Source organism: Bacillus sp. FSL H8-0516, from assembly GCF_038635285.1.
Taxonomy (GTDB): domain Bacteria; phylum Bacillota; class Bacilli; order Bacillales; family Bacillaceae; genus Bacillus; species Bacillus safensis.
The window spans coordinates 1,499,869-1,517,600 of sequence record NZ_CP152051.1; the positions used below are offsets into that span (position 1 = coordinate 1,499,869).

Consider the following 17,732-nt stretch of genomic DNA (forward strand, 5'->3'; position numbering starts at 1 on the left):
GCTTCTTTTGGAGAACCCTAAGCTGCCGAGGCTTAGGGTTTTTTTGAACCTGAAAGTGATGAAAAACTAGAGGGGGAAGAAAAAATGAATGATTTATCGACAATGAGCAGCTTATCAAAAGAAGAGATTTTACAGCTGATTGAAGAAGCAGCTGCACTCAAAAAGGGGAAACAAGAACATGGATTAGCCGGAGAATTTGTGGCAAACCTTTTCTTTGAACCAAGCACAAGAACACGTTTTAGCTTCGAAGTAGCCGAGAAGAAACTAGGGATGAATGTCCTGAGCTTAGATGCGGCAAGCACCTCCGTTCAAAAAGGCGAAACACTTTACGATACGGTAAAAACACTTGAATCGATCGGAGTAAAGGCTTGTGTGATCAGAGACAGCACCGATGAATATTATAACGAGCTGATTGGGAAGGTTGGAATTCCCATCATCAATGCAGGAGATGGCTGCGGACAGCATCCAACCCAATCACTGCTTGACCTCATGACCATCTTTGAAGAGTTTGGCGGCTTTGAAGGCTTAACGATTTCGATTCATGGAGACATCAAACATAGCAGGGTGGCAAGATCAAATGCTGAGGTTCTCTCAAGGCTGGGAGCGACAGTCCTCTTTTCAGGGCCTGCTTCCTTCCAGGATGAACAAAACCCTCACGGAACGTATGTCCAAGTAGATGAAGCCATCGCACAATCTGATGTGGTGATGCTGCTTAGAATCCAGCATGAACGGCACGCTGAAAAAATGGGCAGCGAAGATTACTTATCAACTTATGGATTAACAGTAGACAGAGCAAACAAAATGAAAGAACGCGCGATTATTATGCATCCAGCACCAGTAAACAGAGGTGTTGAAATAGATGATTCATTAGTAGAGTCCAAGCAGTCAAGAATTTTTAAACAAATGGAAAATGGTGTTTATATCCGAATGGCCGTATTAAAAAGAGCTTTTCAAAATAGCACACTACATCAAAAAGGGAGAGATTCTGTCTATGTCATATCTCATTAAAAACGGTTTTATCTTAACAAGCACAGGTGAAAGAGTGCAGCAGGATATTAGGGTAAAAGGAAAAGTGATTCAAGCGATCGGTCACCTAGAAAGAGAAGACGGAGAAGAGGTTATTGATGCAGCAGGGCTATTTGTGTCACCAGGCTTGATTGATCTGCATGTGCATTTAAGAGAGCCAGGCGGAGAGAAAAAGGAAACGATTGAAACAGGTTCTAAAGCAGCCGCAAGAGGCGGATATACGACGATTGCAGCGATGCCGAATACAAGGCCGGTTCCAGATACAAAAGAGCAAATGGAATGGCTGATGAATCGAATCGAAGAGACCTCATCTGTGAGAGTGCTGCCATACGCATCCATCACAACGAGACAAATTGGGGAAGAGATGACGGATTTTGCAGCACTAAAAGAAGCAGGCGCCTTTGCTTTTACAGATGACGGTGTTGGCATCCAAACAGCAGGCATGATGTACGAAGCGATGAAACAGGCAGCAAGTCTTGATCAAGCGATTGTGGCGCACTGTGAAGATAACTCGCTCATTTACGGCGGGTGCGTTCATGAAGGAGAATTTTCAAAAGCAAATGGGTTAAACGGAATACCGTCCATTTGTGAATCGGTGCATATTGCAAGAGATGTTCTTTTAGCAGAAGCAGCGAACTGTCATTATCATGTATGTCATATCAGTACGAAAGAATCTGTGCGGGTCGTACGCGATGCAAAAAAAGCAGGCATCCGTGTGACGGCTGAGGTGTCACCGCATCACCTGCTGTTGTGTGATACGGACATTCCAGGTCTTGATACAAATTATAAAATGAACCCGCCGCTCAGAGGAAAAGAGGATCGCGAGGCATTGATCGAGGGACTATTAGATGGAACGATTGATTTCATCGCAACAGACCATGCGCCGCATACAGAAGAAGAAAAGAACGAAACCATGCAGCGTGCCCCGTTTGGAATTGTGGGACTTGAAACAGCGTTCCCGCTTCTGTATACACGATTTGTCAAAACAGGCGAATGGACATTAAAAGAACTCGTTGATTATATGACAATTAAACCAGCAGAAGCATTTTCTCTTCCATACGGAAAGCTTGAAGAAGGGCACATAGCTGATATCACACTTATTGATTTAAACAAAGAAATGGCAATCGATAAAACAAGCTTCTTATCTAAAGGGCAAAATACACCGTTTGACAAATTGACTGTATCAGGATGGCCGGTCATGACACTTGCATCTGGGAAAGTCGTTTATGAAGAGGGGAGACTAGTAAAATGAAGAGACGCTTAGTGCTAGAAAACGGAACAGTATTCGAAGGAACAGGCTTTGGCAGCTTAGAACCATCAGTCGGAGAAGTCGTCTTTAATACAGGGATGACGGGCTATCAAGAAATTTTATCTGATCCATCATACTGCGGACAAATTGTCACACTGACTTACCCGCTTATCGGCAACTATGGCATTAACCGTGACGATTTTGAATCGATCACACCGTTTGTGAAAGGGCTGATTGTGAAAGAGCTTTGTGAAAAGCCCTCAAACTGGCGCTCTTCATATTCACTCGATGAATATTTAAAAATGAAAAACATTCCGGGGCTGAGCGGAATCGATACACGGAAGCTGACTAGAATGATTCGAAGTGCAGGGACTTTAAGAGGGGCATTTGCAGGACCTGATGAACAAGTGGAAGACGTTGTCCGCCGCCTTCAAACATTGCAGCTGCCAACAGATCAAGTGAGTCAAGTATCTGTGAAAAATGCGTACCCAAGCCCAGGCAGAGGAAAAAGAATTGTCCTTGTCGATTTCGGCATGAAGCATGGCATTTTGCGCGAGCTCAATAAACGTGACTGCGACGTCATTGTGGTGCCATACAACATCACTGCAGATGAAGTGCTGCAGCTAAAGCCTGATGGTATCATGCTTTCAAACGGACCTGGAGATCCTGTGGATGTACCGGAAGCCGTTGAGATGATTCAGCAATTGATTGGAAAGGTGCCGCTCTTTGGTATATGCCTCGGACATCAATTATTTGCTCTAGCATGCGGTGCAAGCACAGAAAAAATGAAATTTGGCCACAGAGGATCAAACCATCCGGTGAAAGAACTAGCAACTGGCAAGGTGACACTGACGTCTCAAAACCACGGCTACACGGTTAGCAGTATTAACGAAGACGTGCTCGAAGTCACACATATTGCCCTAAACGACAATACGATTGAAGGATTAAAACATAAAGAAGCACCAGCATTCACTGTTCAGTACCACCCAGAAGCATCACCGGGTCCAGAAGATGCAAACTACTTATTTGACCAATTCATGGAAATGATTCATACGACTGAGAAAGAAGGGGAAGAAGTATGCCAAAACGCGTAGACATCAAAAAGATTTTAGTAATCGGATCAGGTCCTATCATCATCGGTCAGGCAGCGGAGTTTGACTATGCAGGTACACAGGCTTGCTTAGCGCTAAAAGAAGAGGGCTATGAAGTCGTTCTTGTGAACTCTAACCCTGCGACCATCATGACAGATACAGAAATGGCTGATAAGGTATACATCGAACCACTGACACCAGAATTTTTAACACGAATCATTCGAAAAGAACGCCCTGATGCGATCTTGCCAACACTTGGCGGGCAAACTGGATTAAACCTTGCTGTTGAATTGTCAGACCTTGGCGTATTAGCTGAATGCGGCGTTGAAGTACTCGGTACAAAGCTGTCAGCCATCCAAAAAGCGGAGGATAGAGATTTATTCCGTAATTTAATGAATGAACTAAATGAGCCAGTACCAGAAAGTGAAATCATTCATAACCTGGAAGAAGCGATGGCGTTTACAGATCAAATCGGTTTCCCTGTCATCGTCAGACCAGCCTATACATTAGGCGGAACGGGCGGCGGAATTTGTACAAACGAGCAAGAACTGAAGGAAATCGTTGAAAACGGTCTGAAGCTAAGCCCAGTCACACAATGCTTACTTGAAAAAAGCATTGCAGGCTTTAAAGAAATTGAATATGAAGTCATGCGAGACAGCGGTGACCATGCAATCGTTGTTTGTAACATGGAAAACTTTGACCCTGTCGGCATCCATACTGGTGACAGTATTGTTGTAGCCCCAAGCCAAACGTTAAGTGACCGTGAATATCAGCTGCTTCGAAATGTGTCGCTTAAGCTGATCCGTGCACTTGGCATTGAAGGCGGCTGTAACGTTCAGCTGGCACTTGATCCAAACAGTTTTCAATACTATATCATCGAAGTAAACCCGCGTGTGAGCCGTTCATCTGCGCTTGCGTCGAAAGCGACAGGCTATCCAATAGCCAAATTGGCAGCGAAAATTGCTGTCGGCTTAACGCTTGATGAAATGATGAACCCAGTCACAGGTAAAACCTATGCAGCCTTCGAGCCGGCACTTGACTATATCGTTTCAAAAATACCGCGCTGGCCGTTCGATAAATTTGAATCTGCGAACAGACGTCTTGGTACGCAAATGAAGGCAACTGGTGAAGTCATGGCGATCGGCCGCACATTAGAAGAGTCTCTTCTAAAGGCTGTACGTTCACTTGAAGCCGATGTGCATCACATTGAATTAAAAGATGAAGCAGACATCACAAATGAAGTGCTTGAAAAACGGATTATCAAAGCGGGAGACGAACGATTATTTTATATCGCTGAGGCGCTTAGAAGAGGCTATACAGTCGAACAAATACATGAATTCTCAAAAATTGATTACTTCTTCCTTCATAAGCTGGAAGGCATCATCGCCTTTGAGAAGACATTAAAAGAAAACAAAGGCAATACAGACGTATTAAAAGAAGCGAAAGAAAAAGGCTTCTCAGATATCTACATTAGCCGCGAGTGGAAGATGAACGAAGCGGATGTCTACAAGCTAAGACAAGAAGCAGGCATTGTACCTGTCTACAAAATGGTGGATACATGTGCGGCAGAATTTGAATCAGAGACACCTTATTTCTACAGCACATATGAAGATGAAAATGAATCAGAACGTACAGACAAGAAAAGCGTTATCGTATTAGGTTCAGGTCCTATCCGAATTGGACAAGGGGTTGAATTTGATTATGCGACTGTTCACTCAGTGTGGGCAATTAAACAAGCAGGCTATGAAGCGATCATTATAAACAACAACCCTGAAACGGTCTCAACAGACTTTAGTATTTCAGATAAGCTTTACTTTGAACCACTTACTGTAGAAGATGTCATGCATATCATCGACCTTGAACAGCCTGAAGGAGTCGTCGTTCAGTTCGGCGGACAAACGGCGATCAACCTAGCAGATGAATTATCAAATAGAGGGGTTAAAATTCTTGGAACTTCTCTAGAAGACCTAGACCGCGCAGAAAACCGGGACAAGTTTGAACAAACGTTAGAAACACTCGGCGTGCCGCAGCCGAAAGGGAAAACAGCAACGTCTGTGCCTGAAGCTGTAGCGATTGCCAATCAAATCGGCTACCCAGTCCTTGTCCGTCCTTCCTATGTATTAGGCGGCCGCGCGATGGAAATTGTGTATCAAGAAGCTGAGCTTCTTCACTACATGGAGAATGCGGTGAAGGTCAACCCGCAGCATCCAGTGTTAATTGACAAGTATTTGACAGGAAAAGAAATTGAAGTAGATGCGGTGTCTGATGGAGAAACTGTCGTAATCCCAGGCATTATGGAACACATTGAAAGAGCCGGAGTTCACTCTGGTGACTCGATTGCGGTCTATCCGCCGCAAACATTGTCTGAGGACATCAAAGCAAAGATCGCAGAATACACGATCAAGCTTGCAAAAGGACTCAACATTATTGGGCTTTTGAACATTCAGTTTGTCCTATCAAAAGGTGAAGTGTATGTACTTGAAGTGAACCCGAGATCAAGCCGGACGGTTCCTTTCTTAAGTAAAATTACGGGCATTCCGATGGCAAACCTTGCGACAAAAGTCATCTTAGGAGACAAGCTCAAAAATTATGGCTACGAAGAAGGCCTTCATACAGAGCAAGAAGGAGTGTACGTCAAAGTTCCAGTCTTCTCTTTTGCAAAATTAAGAAGAGTGGATATTACACTCGGGCCTGAAATGAAATCAACAGGTGAGGTCATGGGGAAAGATGTCACGATCGAAAAAGCCCTTTATAAAGGATTGATTGCATCAGGCATTCAAATCCCTAATGACGGAACAGTTCTTCTGACAGTGGCTGATAAGGATAAAGAAGAAGGACTTGAGATCGCAAGAAGATTCCATTCGATCGGCTATCATATTTTAGCAACAGAAGGAACGGCGAATTATTTAAAACAAGCCTCCATTCCATCAAGTGTGGTCGGCAAAATTGGAGAAGAAGGCAAAAATCTTCTTGATGTCATTCGAAACGGGGAAGCCCAATTCGTGATCAACACATTAACAAAAGGAAAACAGCCGGCAAGAGACGGCTTTAGAATTAGACGTGAATCTGTTGAAAACGGAGTGGCCTGCTTAACGTCTTTAGATACTGCAGAAGCCATTTTAAGAGTGCTTGAGAGCATGACATTTAGAGCGGATGAAATGCCAGAAGTGAAAACGAATGCTGAGGTGACAGTAACGATATGAAAAAAGCATACTTGACGGTCGTCTCGAACCGAGAGATCGCTGATCATATTTACGAAATGACATTAAAAGGTGACCTTGTGGACTCCTTTCAAACGGCTGGACAATTTCTTCATCTAAAGGTCAGTGAATCGATGACACCGCTGCTGAGAAGACCGATCAGTATTGCCAACATTCATGCCGAGCAAAAAGAAGCAACCATCATTTACCGCGCAGAGGGAGAGGGCACAAAGCTCCTCTCTCAAAAGCGGGAGGGAGAATCAGTCGATGTATTAGGGCCGCTTGGAAACGGGTATGATCCTTCAGTTGTCAAGCCCGGAGAGACGGCATTACTAGTCGGCGGCGGAATTGGCGTACCGCCTCTATATGAGCTGTCCAAGCGTTTAACGAAAAAAGGTGTCATCGTAAAGCATGTCCTCGGCTTTCAGTCGAAAAAGGATGTATTTTACGAGGAAAAATTTCAAGCACTCGGCGATACGTTTATTGCAACGGTTGATGGCACATACGGTGCTAAAGGCTTTGTAACAGATGTGATAAAAGAGCAAAACCTGAGCTTTGATGTGCTGCTTTCCTGTGGTCCAACACCTATGCTAAAAGCGCTGAAAGACACGTATCCTGATAAGCCTGTCTACATTTCGATGGAAGAACGAATGGGCTGCGGGATTGGTGCCTGCTTTGCATGTGTCTGTCATACCGATCAGCTCGACAAACCTTATGTCAAAGTGTGTCTTGATGGACCTGTTTTTAAAGCAGAGGAGGTGGCATTGTCATGCTAAACGTTGAGTTACCGGGATTATCTTTAAAGAATCCAATTATCCCTGCATCAGGCTGCTTTGGATTCGGGAGAGAATTTGCATCCTTATATGACCTATCATTGCTGGGCGGTATCATGATCAAAGCCACAACCCTTGAACCGAGATTTGGCAATCCGACACCAAGGGTTGCTGAGACAGGAGCTGGTATGCTCAATGCAATCGGCCTTCAAAATCCAGGTCTAAAAGGCGTGCTTGAAAATGAATTGCCTTGGCTCGAGCAGTTTGATACGCCTATTATTGCGAATGTTGCTGGCTCACAGGTTGAAGATTATGTTGAAGTAGCCAAGCAAATCAGCCGAGCAAAAAATGTTCATGCCCTTGAACTGAATATTTCTTGTCCAAATGTTAAAACCGGCGGAATCGCCTTTGGTACAGATCCAAATATGGCAGCATCATTGACAAAAGCAGTCAAGGAAGTCTCTTCCGTACCTGTCTATGTCAAGCTGTCACCTAACGTAGCCAATATTGTAGAAATTGCTCAAGCGATTGAAGCTGCTGGAGCGGATGGACTCACCATGATTAATACATTAATTGGGATGCGTTTAGATTTAAAAACGGGGAAACCCATCCTTGCCAATAAAACAGGCGGATTATCAGGACCAGCTGTCAAACCTGTCGCTGTACGTATGGTGCATGAGGTGAGTCAAGCGGTTTCTATTCCGATTATCGGGATGGGCGGAGTGCAAAGTGCTGAAGATGTACTTGAATTTTTACTAGCAGGTGCAAGTGCAGTCGCTGTCGGTACAGCCAATTTTGTGAATCCATTTATTTGCCCGGAAATCATTGAAGAGCTGCCAAATGTGTTAGCAGCATATGGTTATTCATCTGTAGAGGAATGTATCGGAAGGAGCTGGAAACATGAAGCACTTGCCCATCATCGCGCTTGATTTTCCATCAGGGCAGGACGCGCTTGCCTTTTTAGATCCCTTTGAAGGGACACCATTATTTGTGAAGGTCGGCATGGAGCTGTTTTACCAAGAAGGACCTGCCATCCTTGAAGCGCTGAAAGAAAAAAATTGCCGCATTTTTCTCGATCTAAAATTACATGACATTCCAACAACGGTGCAAAAAGCGATGAACCGGCTTGCCACACTTGGCGTTGATTTGGTCAATGTGCATGCTGCTGGCGGGAAACGAATGATGCAGGCTGCATTAGAGGGACTTGAAAGCGGGACTCCTGCTGGACAAAGCCGTCCGGGCATTATTGCAGTGACCCAGCTGACTAGTACGTCAGAAGACATGATGAGAAGCGAGTTACTCATTGACCGTCCGCTGCAAGAGACTGTGATCCAGTACGGACAATTAGCTTATGAAAGTGGACTGGACGGTGTTGTTTGCTCTGTTCATGAATCTAAAGCACTTCATGAACATATCTCACCCTCCTTTCTCACTGTAACGCCAGGGATTCGCTTACCGAATGATCAAACCGATGACCAAAAGCGTGTGGCGACACCTGCCTATGCAAAAGAGCAAGGTGTTTCACAAATCGTTGTCGGGAGATCAATCACAAAAGCTGATAAACCAATAGAAGCCTATCATCAAATTTTGAAAGAGTGGGAGTGACTGCCAGATGAAATCAAAAATCGCGAAACATCTATTACAAATCAAAGCGGTCTCATTAAAACCAGACGAACCGTTTACATGGGCGAGCGGTATAAAATCACCGATCTATTGTGATAACCGCCTCACATTATCATATCCAGAAGTCAGACACGACATTGCGGAAGGTCTAAAAGATTTGATTCTCACTCATTTCAAGGGAGCAGAGGTTGTCGCGGGTACTGCAACAGCAGGCATTCCGCATGCGGCATTAGCAGCAGACCGCTTGAACATCCCGATGTGTTATGTCAGAAGTAAGCCGAAAGCACACGGCAAAGGAAATCAAATTGAAGGGGCCGTATCGAAAGGCCAAAAGGTTGTCGTCGTCGAAGACCTTATTTCCACAGGAGGCAGTGTACTGGAAGTGGTTGCTGCTCTTCAAGCTGAGGGCTGCGAGGTACTAGGAGTTGCCGCAATCTTCACATACGGACTGCCAAAAGCAGCGGCCGCTTTTCAAGAAAAAAATATTCCATATGTCACCCTGACAGACTATGACACATTGACAGACGTGGCACTTGAACTGAAAGCGATTGAGCCGTCTGCGATGAACAAACTAAAACGCTGGAGACAAGACCCTTCCTCTGAATCTTGGATGGAAGAAACGGTCTGAAAAGTCAAAGTCCATCGTTAACAATCTTAAAGCTGTGTCTGCCCGCACAGCTTTTTTATTTGGGTAAAAATAGTAAAATAGACTCAAATTTTAATAAAAACTAATCCTATCAATAAAGTCGGGTTGACTTTTGTTTGAATTGTGTTAATATTTAAGACAAATTGAAACTCTTATCCAGAGAGGTGGAGGGACTGGCCCGATGAAACCCGGCAACCTGCGATTTGCAAGGTGCTACTTCCTGCAAAATGATTCTATTTTGAAAGATAAGGAAATTGTGAGCTTCCTCATCTTTCTTTCGGACTGAAAGAAAGTTTTTTTATTTTAACGGTGAGGAGGAAGAGGAGATGGAAGTGAAACAAAATCAGGATGAGGACTTAGTAAAGCATATGCAAGAACTGATTGGGGATATGAAATTCGGTTCAATTACGTTAATTGTTCAGGACGGTCAAGTGATTCAAGTGGAAAAAAACGAAAAAATTAGATTAAAGTAGTGCGGAAAATAGCAATATGAGCGGTACTCCGGAAGGGGAGAAATCATGTTAACTTATGAAAATTGGCAAGAGCCGTCCATTACATTTCAAGAGGATGATTTGTATAAAGGAGCCCTGTCTGTACTGAAATGGGCGTACGGTCATTATGGTGACCAGCTTGTATATGCGTGCAGCTTTGGGATTGAGGGCATCGTTCTGATTGATCTGATTGCAAAAGTAAAAAAAGATGCGAGAATTGTCTTTTTAGATACAGGTCTGCATTTTAAAGAAACTTACGACACAATTGATGCGGTAAAGGAAAGATATCCGGGTTTAGATATTGTACTGAAAACGCCTGAGCTGACGGTTGAACAGCAAAATGAGCAGCACGGTGATCAATTATGGAAAACAGATCCTCAAAGCTGCTGTCATATGCGTAAGGTCATTCCTTTGCAAGAAGCCCTATCTGGTTATCCAGCATGGCTTTCTGGTTTAAGAAGAGAGCAGTCACCAAAACGAGCAGGGACGAATTTCTTAAATAAGGATGAAAAATTCAAATCAGTGAAAGTATGTCCGCTCATCCATTGGACGTGGAAGGACATATGGAGATATGCATCTAGAGAGGAACTTACTTATAATCCGCTGCATGACCAAGGATATCCAAGTATCGGCTGTGCACCGTGTACACAGCCAGCATTTACTGCAGATGATCTTCGTTCTGGCAGATGGTCAGGCACAGCAAAGACAGAGTGCGGATTACATGAGTAAGGGAGTATAATGTATGGAAATCGCCGCAATTTTATTTAGTCTATTCTTTGCTTTAAACATAGGCGCAAGCGGAGCAGCTGCTTCTATGGGCATTGCGTATGGATCAGGTGCCATTCAAAAGCCCATTTATGCGCTCAGTTTTTGTGCAGTTGGGATTTTAGCAGGTTCAGTGATTGGCGGCGGTGAGGTCGTCAAAACGATCAGCTCTGGTATTATGCCAGAATCAGTCATTACACTTGAAATCGTTTGTATTATCATTGCTTCTGCTGCACTATCACTTTTCATAGCAAATCTGATGGCGATTCCTTTATCAACAAGTGAGGTCACAGTAGGGGCTGTAGTTGGTGTAGCAGTCGCATATAAAGTTTTGTTTGTGAAATCCATTTTAATGATTGTGGCATTTTGGGTCATCATCCCGCTTTTCGCCTTTCTTTTTACCTTTGCTGTCGTCAAAATCATCAGAATGTTCCCTAAACGGAAGCTGTCTAAAAAAGGCACAGCTATTTTATCTGTCGTATTAATTCTCAGCGGATTTTTAGAGGCATTTTCAGCCGGTATGAACAATGTGGCAAATGCCGTCGGCCCGCTCGTCGCTTCAGGCGTTTTGTCAGTTGGGCAGGGAACACTTTATGGCGGAATCTTCGTCGCAGCAGGGGCCCTCTTGCTAGGCAGAAGAGTGCTGGAAACAAACGGAAAGAAAATTACCCGCTATCAAACAGGCGAAGGGATTTTACTTTCGAGTACCGGTGCCGGGCTTGTCATCGTCAGCTCTATTTTTGGGCTGCCCGTTCCACTTACGCAAATCACCTCCTCGTCTATTATCGGGCTTGGAATGGCAAAAGGCGGGCCTAACATTTTTCACAAACATGTTGTGAAAAAAATGCTGAAAGTATGGGTGGTCTCACCTTTCTTATCACTCAGCCTATCGTATTTGCTTGTGAGCCTTTTCTTAAAAGGAGACTATTACTCTATCTTTATCATGATGAGTGTACTGCTTGCCTCACTTGGTGCGCTGAGTCTGATGAAAGCAGTCAAAAAAGAAAGCAGCTCTATTCATGAACAGGGCGGCGGGATTTAACCATAAATCCGACTATTAACATCTAATAAATATGAACATTGAGAGGAAGATGAACAAATGAGTTTAACACCACATGGTGGCGTATTAATTAATCGAGTAAATGAAGAATATGATCTCAGCACGGCTGCGAAGGAAATTGAACTAGATGCGATTTCCTTTGCAGACCTTGAACTCATTGCAATTGGCGGATATAGTCCTATTGAAGGGTTTTTAACAAAAGCTGATTATGAAGCAGTTGTAAGCAGTATGCGGCTAGCAAGTGGTGTCGTTTGGTCTCTTCCTATTACACTGCCAGTAACAAAAGAAAAGGCGGCGGAAATCCATCAAGGCGATATCGTGCGCTTATCTTATAATGGGACTGTATATGGGGTCATTGAAGTAGAGGATCAATACACACCAGATAAGGAAAAAGAAGCGGTGAATGTCTATAAAACAGATGACCGCAATCATCCAGGCGTGAAAAAATTATTTGAACGCGGCGATACTTACATTGGCGGAAAAATTACACTGACGAAACGCAGTGAAAAACCATTCCCTCAATTTACGTATGAGCCAGAAGAAACAAGACGTCATTTTAAAGAAAACGGCTGGAAAACCATTGTTGGTTTCCAAACGAGAAACCCGGTTCATCGTGCCCATGAATATATTCAAAAAACAGCACTGGAAACAGTCGATGGTTTATTTTTAAATCCTCTTGTCGGTGAAACAAAATCTGACGACATCCCAGCAGATGTAAGAATGAAAAGCTATCAAGTGTTATTGGACGGTTATTATCCAAAAGACCGCGTCTTTTTAGGTGTTTTTCCTGCTGCAATGCGTTATGCTGGACCAAAGGAAGCCATTTTTCATGCGCTAGTACGGAAAAATTATGGCTGCACCCATTTTATTGTCGGAAGAGATCATGCAGGTGTTGGTGACTATTACGGCACATACGAGGCGCAGGAACTATTTGATCAATTTACAAGCGAAGAAATCGGCATTACTCCATTAAAATTTGAACACAGCTTCTACTGTAATACATGTGAAGCGATGGCCACTCCAAAAACGTGTCCTCACGACAAAAGCGAGCATGTCATTCTTTCAGGTACAAAGGTTCGAACAATGCTGAGAAACGGTGAATTACCACCAAGCACGTTCAGCCGAAAAGAAGTCATTGAAACATTAATCGAAGGATTAAAAACGACGGTATCTTAACGGGAGGGTATGACATGAGCAACGAACATATCGTGTGGCATGATTCATCTATTACAAAAAAAGAATATCAACAAAAAAACAATCATACGAGCGGCATTATCTGGCTTACAGGTCTAAGCGGGTCAGGTAAATCAACGATCGCGAATGCAGCTGCAAGAGAGCTGTTTGAACAAGGCTACCAAGTCACAGTTCTTGACGGCGATAACGTGCGGCACGGACTCAATAAAGATCTAGGGTTTTCAGATGATGACAGAAAAGAAAACATCCGCCGGATCGGAGAAGTGGCGAAATTATTTGTGGAGCAAGGAACGATTGTCATCACTGCTTTTATTTCTCCATTTCAGGAAGACCGCCACACTGTCAGACAGTTGGTCGAAGAGGGAGAATTTCACGAAGTGTTTGTCAAATGTGATCTGAACGTGTGTGAAGAGCGTGATCCAAAAGGGTTATATAAAAAGGCGAGAAACGGTGAAATTCCATTTTTCACTGGAATCGATTCACCGTATGAAGAGCCTGCTGCGCCTGAGCTTGTATTAGATACAGGGGAATTATCCCGTGAGGAATCTAAACAGCGTCTTGTTGATTATGTAAAAGGAACAACGAAATAATCGCCTGATGGCAGGGGGAGAAAAGCAAGATGGGGAAAGTATACATTGTGGGTGCTGGACCCGGTGACCCAGATTTAATCACATTAAAGGCCCATAAGGCGATACAGCAGGCAGATGTCATCTTATATGATCGTCTTGTCAATCAAGAAATTCTCGCCCATGCCAAACCGGAGGCGGAATTGATTTATTGCGGCAAGCTGCCAAATCATCATACAATGAGGCAGGAAGCCATCAATGATGCGCTTGTGGCTCATGCAAAGGAAGGGAACGTTGTCGTTCGGCTGAAAGGCGGCGACCCCTTTGTCTTTGGCCGCGGCGGTGAAGAAATCGAATGCTTAGCTGAGCACGGAATTCCGTATGAGGTCGTCCCAGGAATTACTTCTGGGATTGCAGCGGCTGCTTATGCGGGCATCCCTGTGACACATCGTGAATTCAGCTCAAATGTTGCTTTTGTCACGGGCCACTATCAAAAGGATGAACATTTTGAAGAAAAGTGGGAGGCGCTGGCTACAGGGATTGATACTCTTGTGATTTACATGGGTGTCAAAAACGTGGAAAGAGTGCAGCGCCTGCTTTTAAAAAATGGACGGGACCCAGAAACACCCGCTGCATTTATACACTGGGGAACCACAACAAGGCAAAAGACAACTTGCTGCACGGTTGCGACACTGTCTGAAACTGTTGAAAAAGAAGGGATCGAGCATCCAAGTTTAATTGTTGTTGGAGATGTCGTTCATTTTCATCAAAAGCTGAACTGGTTTGAACCCGCATTAATCGAGAAATGAGAATGATAGAGAAAAGACACGTGCATACATCGTGTCTTTTCGTCTGATGAAAACAAGTGAGAGGGAGGAGCCGCATGAAACAAGCTGTCCTTTATGTTGGGCATGGAAGCAGGGTGAAAGAAGCACAAGATAAGGCCATTTCTTTTATGAAAAGCTGTATGCCGTTAGTGAAAGCAGATATACAAGAAATTTGTTTTTTAGAGCTGACGGACCCTTCTATAGAAGAAGGATTTGAGGCCTGTGTGAACAAAGGAGCGACACACATTGCAATCGTCCCGCTCCTCCTATTAACTGCCATGCATGCCAAATCGGATATACCGGTCGAAATTGAGAAAGTGCGCGCGCGATTCCCGCAAGTGAAGGTCACATATGGAAAGCCAATCGGCGTGAATCAAGAAGTAACAAAAGCAGTTGCCGCAAGAATTGAAGAAGCAGGATATCAAGGCGAGCGCGCGCGGATTCTTTTAATTGGCCGAGGGAGTTCTGATCCAGATGTGAAGCGAGATGTGTTTGGCATTGCAGACGATGTCCGAAGCCTGCTTCCTCATGCAGAGGTTCTTCCGTGCTTTATTACAGCATGTGAGCCAAATTACCGAGATGTTCTCGCGCAGTTATCAGCAGATGACGATGGGCCTGTCTATCTTGTTCCTTACTTGCTGTTTACGGGGATTTTAATGAAAGAAATTGAAAGTGAAGCAGCTCAGGCGAGAAAGCGGCTCAAAGATGTCCGCGTATGTCGGTATATTGGCTTTCATCCGCATGTCAAAGCGGCTTACATTGAACGCGTGCAAGAAACCATTTTAAACAAAGACGATGTGTTTCGTTTCCAAGGAGGAGAAAGCCATGCTTCCAGTCCATCTTGATTTAACCAATAAACAAGTGGTCATCGCCGGCGGCGGATCTGTCGCGTTAAGAAGAGCAAAGGCGCTGTGCACGGAGCCTTGCCATATAACCGTTGTGAGCCCTGATATTTCTGAAGAGATGGCACGCCTCATTGATACATATGCGCTGAATTGGAAGGAAAAGAAGGTAGACCCTGAAGATTTGAAGGATGCATTTTTCATTGTAGCTGCTACAAACGACCCTTCGGTAAATGAATGGATTGCACAAACAGCGCAGCCTCACCAGCTCGTGAATTGTGTGAGCCGATCTGAGCTCGGCAATGTCATTGTGCCGAAGGTTGTCAAAGCAGGAAAAGTGACGATTTCAGTCTCTACAAGCGGTGCAAGCCCCGCCCGGACAAAACAGCTGGCTGCGGCAATTGAATCCTTGCTTGAAGAAGAGGATATTGACGCACTTGATGCCCTTTACATCGAAAGAAAAAAACGACAAAGAAAAAGCCGATAAAATCCTTACAGGAGATTTTCTCGGCATTTTTTATTTATTTTCTCAGCTTGAGCACAAGATCTTCGTCAGGCGTGACAAATAATGTTTGCTGCTGATCATACGTGACAAAGCCAGGCTTTGCTCCGTTTGGTTTTTTCACATGCCGGATTTTCGTATAATCGACAGGAACGGAGCCGGACTCTTTTGCCTTCGAGAAGTAGGCGGCAATTTGAGCCGCTTCAAGCAGCGTTTGTTCATCAGGTGCTTGGTGACGGATGACGACATGTGACCCAGGAATATCCTTTGTATGCAGCCAAATATCATCACGAGCAGCTGCCTTTGTGGTCAAATATTCGTTTTGTTTGTTGTTTTTTCCAACTAAAATTGGAATGCCTTGGGACGACTCATACGTTTCGAGCTGAATGGCCGCCGATTTTTTCTTTTTGGCATGACGCTTTTGTTTGGCGCGCAAATATTTTCCTTCAACAAGCTCTTCTCTCATTTCCTCTAAATCCTTCGGTGAAGCAGAGGACAGCTGCTGAATCAGCTCTTCAAAATAAGCAATCTCTTCATATGTCCGCTTAATTTGTTCATTTACAGCTTCTACAGCATTTTTTGCCTTTTGATATTTTGTAAAATATGCTTGTGCATTTTCAGAAGGGGTTTTGTTTGTTTTGAGCGGAATCGTGATTTCTCCGCCGTCTTCATCGTAATAATTGATGACAGTCGCTTCTTTATCCCCTTTTTTAATCGCATATAAATTGGCTGTTAACAATTCGCCATAGAGCTGATATTTGTGTGCATCTTGAGATTCTTCAAGGGTTCTTTTCAGCTTTTTAAGCTTGTTTTCATTTTTCTTTTTTTCATTTACGACAAACCGTTCAAGGTCCGCTGCCTGCTGTTTGACTCTGTCTCTCTCAGCTTTTCCAAAATAAAAGCGGTCAAGCAGCTGGCTGAGTGAGTCGAATGTCTTCATTTCGCCATGGACATGCTGAAGCTCTAATAAATAGAAATACTCTTTCCCGTCTTTTCTTGTGAGCTGCGGCGTAAAGGAATGCATGCGAATGAGCTGGAACATGTCGAGCAGTGTATTTGGAATCGTTTCTTGATTGGCAAGACCAGCCCGGTGTACTGCCTCCTTTGCAAACAGCGGGGAAACCCCGGAGAAGGTATCGACAATTTGATTCGCGATCTTTCCTTCTTGAAAGCGTAAATGCTTCAAAATATCATCCTTTGTCACGTCAAAAGGATTCAATTTTTGCTGCGCAGGCGGCAGTAGGTATTCATGACCAGGGAGCACCGTTCGATAGCTGTTCACAGATGGAGAAAGGTGTTTCAAACCATCAATGATCTGCTGCGTTCCATCCTCTACAAGAATGAAGTTACTATGACGTCCCATGATTTCAATGTAAAGCTTACGCGTCTGCTCATCGCCGATTTCGTTTCGGCTTCGCACGTGAAGCACAATGACCCGGTCAAATCCAATCTGTTCAAAACGTTCAATGAAGCCGCCCTCAAGATGCTTTCTGAGGAGCATACAAAACATTGGCGGCTCGCTTGGATTGTCGTATTGATGCTCTGTGAGCTGCACTCTCGCATAGCTCGGATGAGCCGATAAAAGGAGCTTGTGATTTTTCCCGTTTGATCGAATATGAAAAATCAACTCGTGCTTATATGGCTGATGGATTTTTGAAATTCTCCCGCCAGTTAATGTCTCTTGCAATTCATTTGTCATACCATATGTAAAAATGCCGTCAAATGACATGTTGGATACACCCTCTTCTTTCATACAAATCTACTGAAAGAACCTTCCATTTTCTCGTTCTTTAGGCAGTCTTATTATTATAGCATGATTTAGGACGAGTCTGAATAAACTGGCTTATAGAACACTGCATATGAGAGAGAACAAAAGA

At 44.0% G+C, this 17,732-nt stretch carries 17 protein-coding genes and 1 riboswitch; of the genes, 16 read left to right on the forward strand and 1 reads right to left on the reverse strand.

The window, feature by feature from the left end:
* Positions 1-84: 84 nt before the first annotated feature.
* The 16 genes from MHB67_RS07425 (at position 85) to MHB67_RS07500 (ending at position 15,840) form a co-directional block, all read left to right on the forward strand.
* Positions 85-1,008 carry an aspartate carbamoyltransferase catalytic subunit gene (locus tag MHB67_RS07425; RefSeq protein ID WP_024424232.1) on the forward strand — a complete coding sequence of 308 codons (924 nt, stop codon included), beginning with the start codon at positions 85-87 and terminating at the stop codon, positions 1,006-1,008.
* Positions 992-2,278 carry a dihydroorotase gene (locus MHB67_RS07430; protein ID WP_024424231.1) on the forward strand — a complete coding sequence of 429 codons (1,287 nt, stop codon included), beginning with the start codon at positions 992-994 and terminating at the stop codon, positions 2,276-2,278. The genes MHB67_RS07425 and MHB67_RS07430 overlap by 17 nt, the downstream gene beginning before the upstream one ends.
* Positions 2,275-3,369: a carbamoyl phosphate synthase small subunit gene (locus MHB67_RS07435; protein ID WP_024424230.1), complete on the forward strand. Its 1,095-nt coding sequence runs from the start codon at positions 2,275-2,277 to the stop codon at positions 3,367-3,369. The genes MHB67_RS07430 and MHB67_RS07435 overlap by 4 nt, the downstream gene beginning before the upstream one ends.
* A complete protein-coding gene (gene carB / locus MHB67_RS07440) occupies positions 3,354-6,569 on the forward strand; it encodes a carbamoyl-phosphate synthase (glutamine-hydrolyzing) large subunit (protein ID WP_149125674.1) in 3,216 nt (1,071 codons plus the stop codon). Before MHB67_RS07435 ends, carB begins: the two co-directional genes overlap by 16 nt.
* On the forward strand, positions 6,566-7,342 hold the full coding sequence (locus tag MHB67_RS07445) for a dihydroorotate dehydrogenase electron transfer subunit (protein WP_041117331.1): 777 nt from the start codon (positions 6,566-6,568) through the stop codon (positions 7,340-7,342). The genes carB and MHB67_RS07445 overlap by 4 nt, the downstream gene beginning before the upstream one ends.
* Positions 7,336-8,268, forward strand: a complete 933-nt coding sequence (locus tag MHB67_RS07450; protein WP_044330734.1) for a dihydroorotate dehydrogenase — start codon at positions 7,336-7,338, stop codon at positions 8,266-8,268. Before MHB67_RS07445 ends, MHB67_RS07450 begins: the two co-directional genes overlap by 7 nt.
* Positions 8,240-8,944: an orotidine-5'-phosphate decarboxylase gene (gene pyrF / locus MHB67_RS07455; RefSeq protein WP_342492872.1), complete on the forward strand. Its 705-nt coding sequence runs from the start codon at positions 8,240-8,242 to the stop codon at positions 8,942-8,944. Before MHB67_RS07450 ends, pyrF begins: the two co-directional genes overlap by 29 nt.
* A gap of 7 nt (positions 8,945-8,951) precedes the next feature.
* Entirely contained in the window at positions 8,952-9,590 is a 639-nt protein-coding gene (pyrE, locus tag MHB67_RS07460; RefSeq protein WP_024424225.1) for an orotate phosphoribosyltransferase, read from the forward strand.
* A gap of 167 nt (positions 9,591-9,757) precedes the next feature.
* Positions 9,758-9,860, forward strand: a riboswitch (SAM riboswitch).
* 74 nt (positions 9,861-9,934) lie between these two features.
* Entirely contained in the window at positions 9,935-10,081 is a 147-nt protein-coding gene (locus MHB67_RS07465; protein WP_073205135.1) for a YezD family protein, read from the forward strand.
* 45 nt (positions 10,082-10,126) lie between these two features.
* Positions 10,127-10,828: a phosphoadenylyl-sulfate reductase gene (locus MHB67_RS07470; RefSeq protein ID WP_024424224.1), complete on the forward strand. Its 702-nt coding sequence runs from the start codon at positions 10,127-10,129 to the stop codon at positions 10,826-10,828.
* Positions 10,829-10,841: 13 nt separating this feature from the next.
* Complete coding sequence (locus MHB67_RS07475; RefSeq protein WP_342492873.1) at positions 10,842-11,906, forward strand: inorganic phosphate transporter; 1,065 nt, start codon at positions 10,842-10,844, stop codon at positions 11,904-11,906.
* A 57-nt stretch (positions 11,907-11,963) separates the two neighbouring features.
* The gene (gene sat / locus MHB67_RS07480; RefSeq protein ID WP_024424222.1) at positions 11,964-13,100 is read left to right on the forward strand and encodes a sulfate adenylyltransferase; all 1,137 of its coding nucleotides are present in this window, start codon (positions 11,964-11,966) and stop codon (positions 13,098-13,100) included.
* A gap of 14 nt (positions 13,101-13,114) precedes the next feature.
* Complete coding sequence (cysC, locus tag MHB67_RS07485; RefSeq protein ID WP_024424221.1) at positions 13,115-13,708, forward strand: adenylyl-sulfate kinase; 594 nt, start codon at positions 13,115-13,117, stop codon at positions 13,706-13,708.
* 29 nt (positions 13,709-13,737) lie between these two features.
* Positions 13,738-14,493 carry a uroporphyrinogen-III C-methyltransferase gene (cobA, locus tag MHB67_RS07490; RefSeq protein WP_024424220.1) on the forward strand — a complete coding sequence of 252 codons (756 nt, stop codon included), beginning with the start codon at positions 13,738-13,740 and terminating at the stop codon, positions 14,491-14,493.
* A 74-nt stretch (positions 14,494-14,567) separates the two neighbouring features.
* Positions 14,568-15,356 (forward strand): sirohydrochlorin chelatase, encoded by a 789-nt coding sequence (locus tag MHB67_RS07495; protein WP_024424219.1) that lies wholly within the window; start codon positions 14,568-14,570, stop codon positions 15,354-15,356.
* Entirely contained in the window at positions 15,337-15,840 is a 504-nt protein-coding gene (locus MHB67_RS07500; protein ID WP_122631407.1) for a bifunctional precorrin-2 dehydrogenase/sirohydrochlorin ferrochelatase, read from the forward strand. The genes MHB67_RS07495 and MHB67_RS07500 overlap by 20 nt, the downstream gene beginning before the upstream one ends.
* A gap of 34 nt (positions 15,841-15,874) precedes the next feature.
* Here MHB67_RS07500 and MHB67_RS07505 read toward each other — a convergent pair whose 3' ends face one another.
* Positions 15,875-17,584, reverse strand: coding sequence for an NFACT RNA binding domain-containing protein (locus MHB67_RS07505; protein WP_122631406.1), 1,710 nt, complete (start codon positions 17,582-17,584; stop codon positions 15,875-15,877).
* Positions 17,585-17,732: the final 148 nt, after the last annotated feature.

Bases quoted from the DNA above. Each gene is read 5' to 3' on its own strand.
- MHB67_RS07500 (WP_122631407.1), top strand. From the start codon at position 15,337: ATGCTTCCAGTCCATCTTGATTTAACCAATAAACAAGTGGTCATCGCC.
- MHB67_RS07470 (WP_024424224.1), top strand. From the start codon at position 10,127: ATGTTAACTTATGAAAATTGGCAAGAGCCGTCCATTACATTTCAAGAG.
- pyrF (WP_342492872.1), top strand. From the start codon at position 8,240: ATGAAGCACTTGCCCATCATCGCGCTTGATTTTCCATCAGGGCAGGAC.
- MHB67_RS07465 (WP_073205135.1), top strand. From the start codon at position 9,935: ATGGAAGTGAAACAAAATCAGGATGAGGACTTAGTAAAGCATATGCAA.
- cobA (WP_024424220.1), top strand. From the start codon at position 13,738: ATGGGGAAAGTATACATTGTGGGTGCTGGACCCGGTGACCCAGATTTA.
- MHB67_RS07505 (WP_122631406.1), bottom strand. From the start codon at position 17,584: ATGTCATTTGACGGCATTTTTACATATGGTATGACAAATGAATTGCAA.
- pyrE (WP_024424225.1), top strand. From the start codon at position 8,952: ATGAAATCAAAAATCGCGAAACATCTATTACAAATCAAAGCGGTCTCA.
- MHB67_RS07450 (WP_044330734.1), top strand. From the start codon at position 7,336: ATGCTAAACGTTGAGTTACCGGGATTATCTTTAAAGAATCCAATTATC.
- MHB67_RS07475 (WP_342492873.1), top strand. From the start codon at position 10,842: ATGGAAATCGCCGCAATTTTATTTAGTCTATTCTTTGCTTTAAACATA.
- MHB67_RS07495 (WP_024424219.1), top strand. From the start codon at position 14,568: ATGAAACAAGCTGTCCTTTATGTTGGGCATGGAAGCAGGGTGAAAGAA.
- MHB67_RS07430 (WP_024424231.1), top strand. From the start codon at position 992: ATGTCATATCTCATTAAAAACGGTTTTATCTTAACAAGCACAGGTGAA.
- MHB67_RS07445 (WP_041117331.1), top strand. From the start codon at position 6,566: ATGAAAAAAGCATACTTGACGGTCGTCTCGAACCGAGAGATCGCTGAT.
- cysC (WP_024424221.1), top strand. From the start codon at position 13,115: ATGAGCAACGAACATATCGTGTGGCATGATTCATCTATTACAAAAAAA.
- carB (WP_149125674.1), top strand. From the start codon at position 3,354: ATGCCAAAACGCGTAGACATCAAAAAGATTTTAGTAATCGGATCAGGT.
- MHB67_RS07425 (WP_024424232.1), top strand. From the start codon at position 85: ATGAATGATTTATCGACAATGAGCAGCTTATCAAAAGAAGAGATTTTA.
- MHB67_RS07435 (WP_024424230.1), top strand. From the start codon at position 2,275: ATGAAGAGACGCTTAGTGCTAGAAAACGGAACAGTATTCGAAGGAACA.
- sat (WP_024424222.1), top strand. From the start codon at position 11,964: ATGAGTTTAACACCACATGGTGGCGTATTAATTAATCGAGTAAATGAA.